General features: G+C 65.5%; 7 protein-coding genes and 2 pseudogenes. 2 read left to right on the forward strand and 7 right to left on the reverse strand.

Features of this window, described 5'->3' with window-relative positions; translation table 11 throughout:
* From Q1V87_RS05470 to Q1V87_RS05500, 7 genes and pseudogenes are all read right to left on the reverse strand, one after another.
* The coding region (locus Q1V87_RS05470) for an IclR family transcriptional regulator C-terminal domain-containing protein (protein WP_300591188.1) at window positions 1-264 on the reverse strand (264 nt) is incomplete at its 3' end.
* 42 nt (window positions 265-306) lie between these two features.
* Window positions 307-459: pseudogene (locus Q1V87_RS05475) on the reverse strand (helix-turn-helix domain-containing protein); the annotation flags it as partial.
* A gap of 112 nt (window positions 460-571) precedes the next feature.
* Window positions 572-1,783: an FAD-dependent oxidoreductase gene (locus tag Q1V87_RS05480; RefSeq protein ID WP_005054949.1), complete on the reverse strand. Its 1,212-nt coding sequence runs from the start codon at window positions 1,781-1,783 to the stop codon at window positions 572-574.
* Window positions 1,780-1,977, reverse strand: coding sequence for a ferredoxin (locus tag Q1V87_RS05485; protein WP_005054951.1), 198 nt, complete (start codon window positions 1,975-1,977; stop codon window positions 1,780-1,782). The genes Q1V87_RS05480 and Q1V87_RS05485 overlap by 4 nt, the downstream gene beginning before the upstream one ends.
* Before the next feature lie 3 nt (window positions 1,978-1,980).
* Complete coding sequence (locus Q1V87_RS05490) at window positions 1,981-2,307, reverse strand: hypothetical protein (RefSeq protein WP_005054953.1); 327 nt, start codon at window positions 2,305-2,307, stop codon at window positions 1,981-1,983.
* Entirely contained in the window at window positions 2,304-2,891 is a 588-nt protein-coding gene (locus Q1V87_RS05495; RefSeq protein WP_005054954.1) for a 3-phenylpropionate/cinnamic acid dioxygenase subunit beta, read from the reverse strand. The genes Q1V87_RS05490 and Q1V87_RS05495 overlap by 4 nt, the downstream gene beginning before the upstream one ends.
* Window positions 2,888-4,141 carry an aromatic ring-hydroxylating dioxygenase subunit alpha gene (locus Q1V87_RS05500; protein WP_005054956.1) on the reverse strand — a complete coding sequence of 418 codons (1,254 nt, stop codon included), beginning with the start codon at window positions 4,139-4,141 and terminating at the stop codon, window positions 2,888-2,890. Before Q1V87_RS05500 ends, Q1V87_RS05495 begins: the two co-directional genes overlap by 4 nt.
* Before the next feature lie 160 nt (window positions 4,142-4,301).
* Here Q1V87_RS05500 and Q1V87_RS05505 point away from each other — a divergent pair.
* Together Q1V87_RS05505 and Q1V87_RS05510 are read left to right on the forward strand one after the other, a co-directional pair.
* Window positions 4,302-5,662, forward strand: a pseudogene (locus Q1V87_RS05505) (IS3 family transposase).
* A gap of 91 nt (window positions 5,663-5,753) precedes the next feature.
* The coding region (locus tag Q1V87_RS05510; RefSeq protein WP_300591189.1) for a hypothetical protein at window positions 5,754-6,083 on the forward strand (330 nt) is incomplete at its 3' end.

Raw genomic sequence — 6,083 nt, forward strand, 5'->3', positions numbered from 1 at the left:
GAGACGGTCCAATTGTTCTCGCGGGAGCTGCGCCAGGAGAACCTTTCCCGTGGAGGTGCAATGGGCCGGCATCTCCTTGCCCAACCGTGAAGCGACTCGCACCGCCGTCGTCGGTTCCGAGACTGCGAGAAAGCGAGTGGAGTTGCCGTCGAGCGTGCCGAGGTGAACCGTCTCGCCGGCTTGGTGGCTGAGTTCCTCGAGGATCGGTTGCACGATCTGCGGGATGTCCATCTTTCTCAGCACCGAGAAGGCGATCGTGGTCAACGACGGCCCTGGCCCGTATGTCTTCGTTCGCGGGTCTTGCCGCACGAATCCTCGCCATTGAAGCATCGCGAGGATGCGATGCGCCGTTGAGGTCGCGACACCCAGGTGCTTGCTGGCGTCCGTCAGTCGAAGTTCGTTCTTCTCACCGAGCAGGAGCAGGAGTTTCAGGGCATTGTCGACCGACTCGATCGGTATTGCGGAGCCGCATCGACTCCGTCGGCTGCTCTATTTCTCTGCACAACAGAAACTGTATCGTTCCTGCCGGCCCTCAGGGCCGCCATCAAGGGCAAGGCGATCCCGTCCAGGTCTATCCGGACGCCGATTCGAGCAGCCGGCCCAGTCGTACACGAACGTCGGAAAGCGACGATCCCGCTGCGATGGACCGGCGGACTTCGACGAGAGCGCGGGGCCAATTCAGTACCACTGCCCCGTCGAATGACAGACCATTCTGAGAGTACAGAGACGCGATCCGGTCGGGTGTTCGAGGGTCCGTCACCATCTCGGGGTTGACTGCCGTCGTGCGACCGACGATGTGCAGCTTCCAGTTGAACTGGTCACTCCAGACATACTCGACAGGCAGATATGAGCGTCGGTCGTCGGGATGAGCGATGTTGTGCGCGACACAGCGCGCCTGGTCGACCGCATTCGTCCAGTGCTCAAGACGGGTGAGATCGCCGCGAACCGGATGCCGCCACCGCGCAACATCGCCGATCGCATGGATTTCCGGGGCGCCGAGTGCCGTGAGGAATTCGTCGCAGACGAGACCGTCGTCGATCTCGAGCCCTGAGTCCTCGAGCCATTCGACGTTCGGCACTGCCCCGATGCCGATGACGACGACATCACCGTGGAGCTCGGAACCGTCATCCAGGAGCACGCGGAAGTCTCCCTTCGCACCGTCGATCTGCGCGACCGTCCGTCCGAGAACCGCATGTACGCCATGCCGGGAGTGCTTCTGCGAGAAGAGGGCGCCAATCTCGTCACCGAGCCGGCGTGACATCAGGTCGCGTGTCGCCGAGACCAGGGTGACATCGACTCCGAGCCCAAGAGCGGTCGCGGCGACCTCGGCGCCGATGAAGCCCGCTCCGATGACGATGATCCTGCGATCGGGAACTAGCTCGGCGCGCAGCCGGTCTGCGTCGTCGAGTGTCCGCAGCACATGGATTCCCTCGCCTTCACCCCACGGCGACGGCCGCGCGCGGACGCCGGTCGCCACCACGAGGTCATCGAAGCCGACCCGCCGTCCATTCGCCAGCCGGAGCTCCGACAACGCACGGTCCAGACCTACCGCCGGCACACCGAGACGAAGGTCGATGTTAAGCTCGAGCGCCTCCGCCGCCGTGAGGAGCGTGACCTCGGCTGCACCTGCACCGACGAGGTATCCCTTCGACAGCGGCGGCTTGTCGTAGGGCAGCACGGGCTCGGAGCCGATGAGCACAACGTCTCCGCGATACCCCTCTGCCCGAAGCGCCTGCGCGGCCCGTACCCCCGCGATCGACGCACCGACAATCGCTGTCGTCATTCGTCTTCCACCCGGAGCGCGGAAACCGGGCAGCTGTTCGCCGCCTCGGTGACCCGTTTCCGGTCGGCCTCGTCGACCTCTGTTCTGAGCAGGATCACGACGCCGTCGTCATCGAGATCGAAATAGTCTCCCGCGGCCATGATGCAGTTGGCGTAGCCCTGACAGAGCCCGAGATCCGCTTTCACGACAGGCATGTGTCACTCCTCTCCTGCTTCTTCAGGCGTTATCTCAGGGAACATCGGTGCGAACGGTTGGGCGATCATGGCGGAGAACGTCGCCGTAGTCTGCCAGGTCAGCGCCTCGAGCTCGAGCGGATCGAGAGCGACCCACTGCCCGGATCGCGGCGACTCGATCAGGAGCCGGGAGCCGTTGCGTGTCTCCACGCGAGATACCCGGATCTCCGAGAACTCATTGGCGATCGAGATCGGAGCCCCTACCCGCTGGTCTTCGAGCCGCTGACGTTCGTCTGCTGCTGCGATGGCCGCGATGCGGTCGTCCTCTTCGCCTTCCCATTCGAGTTTCATAGGAAGATCGCCAGATTCTGTGTGCGCAAGACCGACTCGTCGACCGTGATGGTTCGGCGTGCGAGCTGCAACCCGCCGCCGACACGTCGCAGAACGTCTTCGCGGCCGGCCGAGATCACCGCGGGCTCGTGCACGTCGCCGCGACTGCGGAAAAGAAGCACCGCAGAATCGACGACGACCTCGCCCGGGACGTCGCTCTCGAAGGTGCGCACGTTCGTGACGAAGTGACGGAGCCGGGAGGGCGGATCCTCTGTCCAGGCGTGTTCCGTGAGGAAGCGGGCGACCCGCCGGCTCAGGGAGTACTTGTTCTCGTCCCAATGCGCCATGCCCGGAGACGTCGAGTACCCGGCGCCGAGCGCGGTAGTGACCTGCACGGGCATGATGTAGTGCACATCGTCGGCGATGAGGTCGAGCCAGTCCTCGTACCGCTGCTCGTCGAGGATGTATGCCTCTTCGACGAGCCACCTGTGCGTCTCCAGATGCAGGCCGTCCGAGAACGACAACGAACTCCCCACCCGCGTGGCTTTGGTCGTATGTGCTCCGAGCGGCGACTCTTTCAGTCGAACCCAGCGCGCCTCGGTCATGACAGCCCCTCCGGCATCCCCACCGACGAGATGATCAGCGCGGTCGGCTCCGTCTCGAGGTAGTCCGCCCAGCGCTCGAGCAGATGCCGCTGGTTGTACTCTCCGTAACCGACGTGGGCCACGCCCGGGCCAGAGAACGCGTCCGGTCCGAGCGGCTCCACGACGAATCTGCCGTCTTTCAGCACGCCCATCCGGCTGTTCAGCAGCAAGCGCCGCGCCATATTCCCTTTCGCGGTGTTCGTAAGGGACACCCAGTTCTCCACATCGTCCTGCTCGAACATCCCCGTGCTGCCGAAGCACATCAGGTACGCCTTGTACGACAGAGCCTTGAACTCCTCCGGTGCCGCTGCGTCGACGGCGAACCAGGAAAGCACCTCGGTCTCGTTCTCGCTGATCGGCTGCCAGGTACGGATCGAGATGAACGGGAGCACGTCGTCGCCGTCTTCCACCTTCGGCCAGTTGTGCACGAAGCTCATGTTCGGGAAGATCGAGGCCGCCGAGATCATGAAGCCGTTCTCGCCGATCACATTGAGCTGGTCCTGGGACCAGACCTCCTTCATCCGGTCGATCATCTCGTCGGGGTAGCCCACGTAGCGCAGCCGCTCCTCGAGCGTTCCCTCCGGAAGCTTGTAGGTCGTGCCTCCGCCGTTGCCCGCCCAGTACGTGTTGCCGTCTTTACGCTTCTCCGCCTTCGGTTCGCGGAAGAGGCCGATCTCGACCACCGAGGTGTGGGTCTGTGGCGTGTGGTACATGTCGCCGGCGAAGTTCTCTGCGCCGATCTTCCAGTTCGCCTTCACCCGCCAGCGCTGCGGGCCGCGGAGCTCGATGCCCGAGGAGCTCTGCTTCGTGTAGTAGTCGAGATAGAAAGCGAAATCGCCGAGGTAGTCGATCAGCGGTGGCGCATCCGGATCCATGCTGATGAAGATCAACCCGTTGTAGCTGTCGAGGCTCGGCGCCGGAAGCAGGCGGGCTCCCTTGCGATTGAAGCCAGCCTCGCCACCGTACGCCTCTTCGTGGAACGGCAGCCCCACGATTCGTCCGTCGTTGCGGTACGACCAGCCGTGATACGGGCAGCGGAAGTGCGAGGCGTTGCCCATTTCCGCCCGGCACACCTGCATTCCTCGGTGCAGGCACATGTTGAACATCGCCTTGACGGAGCCACTCTCGTCGCGCACCACGATGAACGAGTCGTCGAGCACTCGCCGCACCACGTAGTCGCCGGGCTGAGGGATCTCTGATTCGTGACCCACGAAGATCCACGCGCGACTGAACAAGCGCTCCCGCTCGAGCCCTGTGCGTCAGGATGGGGTGAGACACCAGCACTGCTGACCTTCGCACTGCACGGGGCGAGAACGGACCAATACTGAGATGACGATGACGGTTGCTGACGTCGGCACCGATGATGGGGCTATGGCTCCTCGTGCTGACCGGCCCAAGAGGCGGACGTTCACCGCCGAGTTCAAAGCGGCGATCCTGGCCGAGTACGACGCCGCGGACCGCTCTGGGCGTGGGGAGATCCTGCGCCGGGAGGGCCTGTACACCTCCCACATCATCGAGTGGCGCAAGGCCGCGGCCGCCGGCTCGCTGTCCGGGCTGGGCAGCAAGCCGCGGGACCGGCGCGAGCGGGAGCTGCAGGCGCTACGGGCCCGGGCGGAGAAGGCCGAGGCCGAGCTGGCCAAGACCAGGGCGGCGCTGGACCTGATGGGAAAAGCACACGCGCTCTTGGAGACGCTCTCCGAGAGCGCGGACAAGCCGCCGCGGTCGCCGCGGTGATCAACCCGGCCGTCGACGGGCTGGCCGAGCACGTCGGCACCGCGGCTGCGTGCGCGCTGCTGGGTCGCTCCCGCGCCAGTCACTACCGGGCCAAGAACCCGCCACCGCCACGTCCACGGACACCGCGGCCGGCACCGGCGAACAAGCTGTCCGCCGCCGAGCGGGCCCACGTGCTGGCCGTGTTGACCAGCCAGCGGTTCGCGGACAAGTCGGTCGCCCAGGTCTGGGCCACGCTGCTGGACGAGGGCACCTACCTGTGCTCGATGTCCACGATGCACCGGATCCTGCGCGAGCACGACATGGCCGGGGAACGGCGCCGGCAGGCGAGCCACCCGCCCCGGACCCGGCCCGAGCTCGTCGCGACGGCGCCGGGGCAGGTGTGGAGTTGGGACATCACAAAGCTCAAGGGGCCGGAGCGGGGCGTGTACTACGACCTGTACGTCGTGCTCGACATCTTCTCCAGGTTCGTCGTGGGCTGGACCATCGCGGCCCGCGAGGACGCCGAGATCGCCAAGAACCTGCTCGAGCACGCCATGGGCATCCATGGCGTGCCGGAGGCGATCCACGCCGACCGCGGGACCTCGATGACCTCCAAACCGGTCGCTCAGCTGCTCGTCGACCTCGGGGTGGCCAGGTCGCACTCCCGCCCGCACGTGTCGAACGACAACCCTTACAGCGAGGCGGCGTTCAAGACGCTGAAGTACGCCCCGGTCTTCCCCGAGCGCTTCGGGTCCCTGGCCGACGCCGGCGCGTTCGCCGAGCAGTTCTTCGCCTACTACAACCACGAGCACCGCCACTGCGGGATCGGGCTGCACACCCCCGCCAGCGTCCACTTCGGCACCGCCGGGCAGGTCCGCGCCCAGCGCCAGGCCACCCTGGACGCGGCCTACGCCGCCCGTCCCGAGCGCTTCGGCCACCGCCGACCCCAGGCGCCCAAGCTGCCCGAGGCCGCCTGGATCAACCAGCCCTCACAGGAGGCCCTCATACAGACCGCCTGACGGAATCTGTCTCACCCGCCTTGACACTTTCCGCTTCGATTACAGCCCGATCACGGAGCGACCGACGATTTCGTGGCCGAATGGGGCCCGAGTGGCGTTCTATGTCGGGCTGAACATCGAGCACTATCAGATCGACAAGCCCTCCACGAGCATCTTCGGCGGTACCGCGATGCTGCAGCCGGATCCACTCAATTACGGCTGGCGCGATTACGGTCCGCGGGTAGGCCTGTGGCGGATGATCGAGAGCCTCGACCGACATGGAGTGCCCGCAAGTGTGCTTCTCAACTCCGACGTTTGTCGGCACTACCCCCAGATTCTCGAGGCAGGCCGGCAACGCGGCTGGGCGTGGCTCGCGCATGGCCGCGACAATTCCACCTTCCAAGCTGGAATGGGTGCTGACACGGAGCGCGCCTACCTTCAA

Source organism: Microbacterium sp. (assembly GCF_030149085.1).
Taxonomy (GTDB): Bacteria; Actinomycetota; Actinomycetes; order Actinomycetales; family Microbacteriaceae; genus Microbacterium.

Excerpts from the sequence above, each read along its gene's own strand:
- Q1V87_RS05480 (WP_005054949.1), bottom strand. The coding sequence starts at position 1,783 with ATGACGACAGCGATTGTCGGTGCGTCGATCGCGGGGGTACGGGCCGCG.
- Q1V87_RS05485 (WP_005054951.1), bottom strand. The coding sequence starts at position 1,977 with ATGCCTGTCGTGAAAGCGGATCTCGGGCTCTGTCAGGGCTACGCCAAC.
- Q1V87_RS05490 (WP_005054953.1), bottom strand. The coding sequence starts at position 2,307 with ATGAAACTCGAATGGGAAGGCGAAGAGGACGACCGCATCGCGGCCATC.
- Q1V87_RS05495 (WP_005054954.1), bottom strand. The coding sequence starts at position 2,891 with ATGACCGAGGCGCGCTGGGTTCGACTGAAAGAGTCGCCGCTCGGAGCA.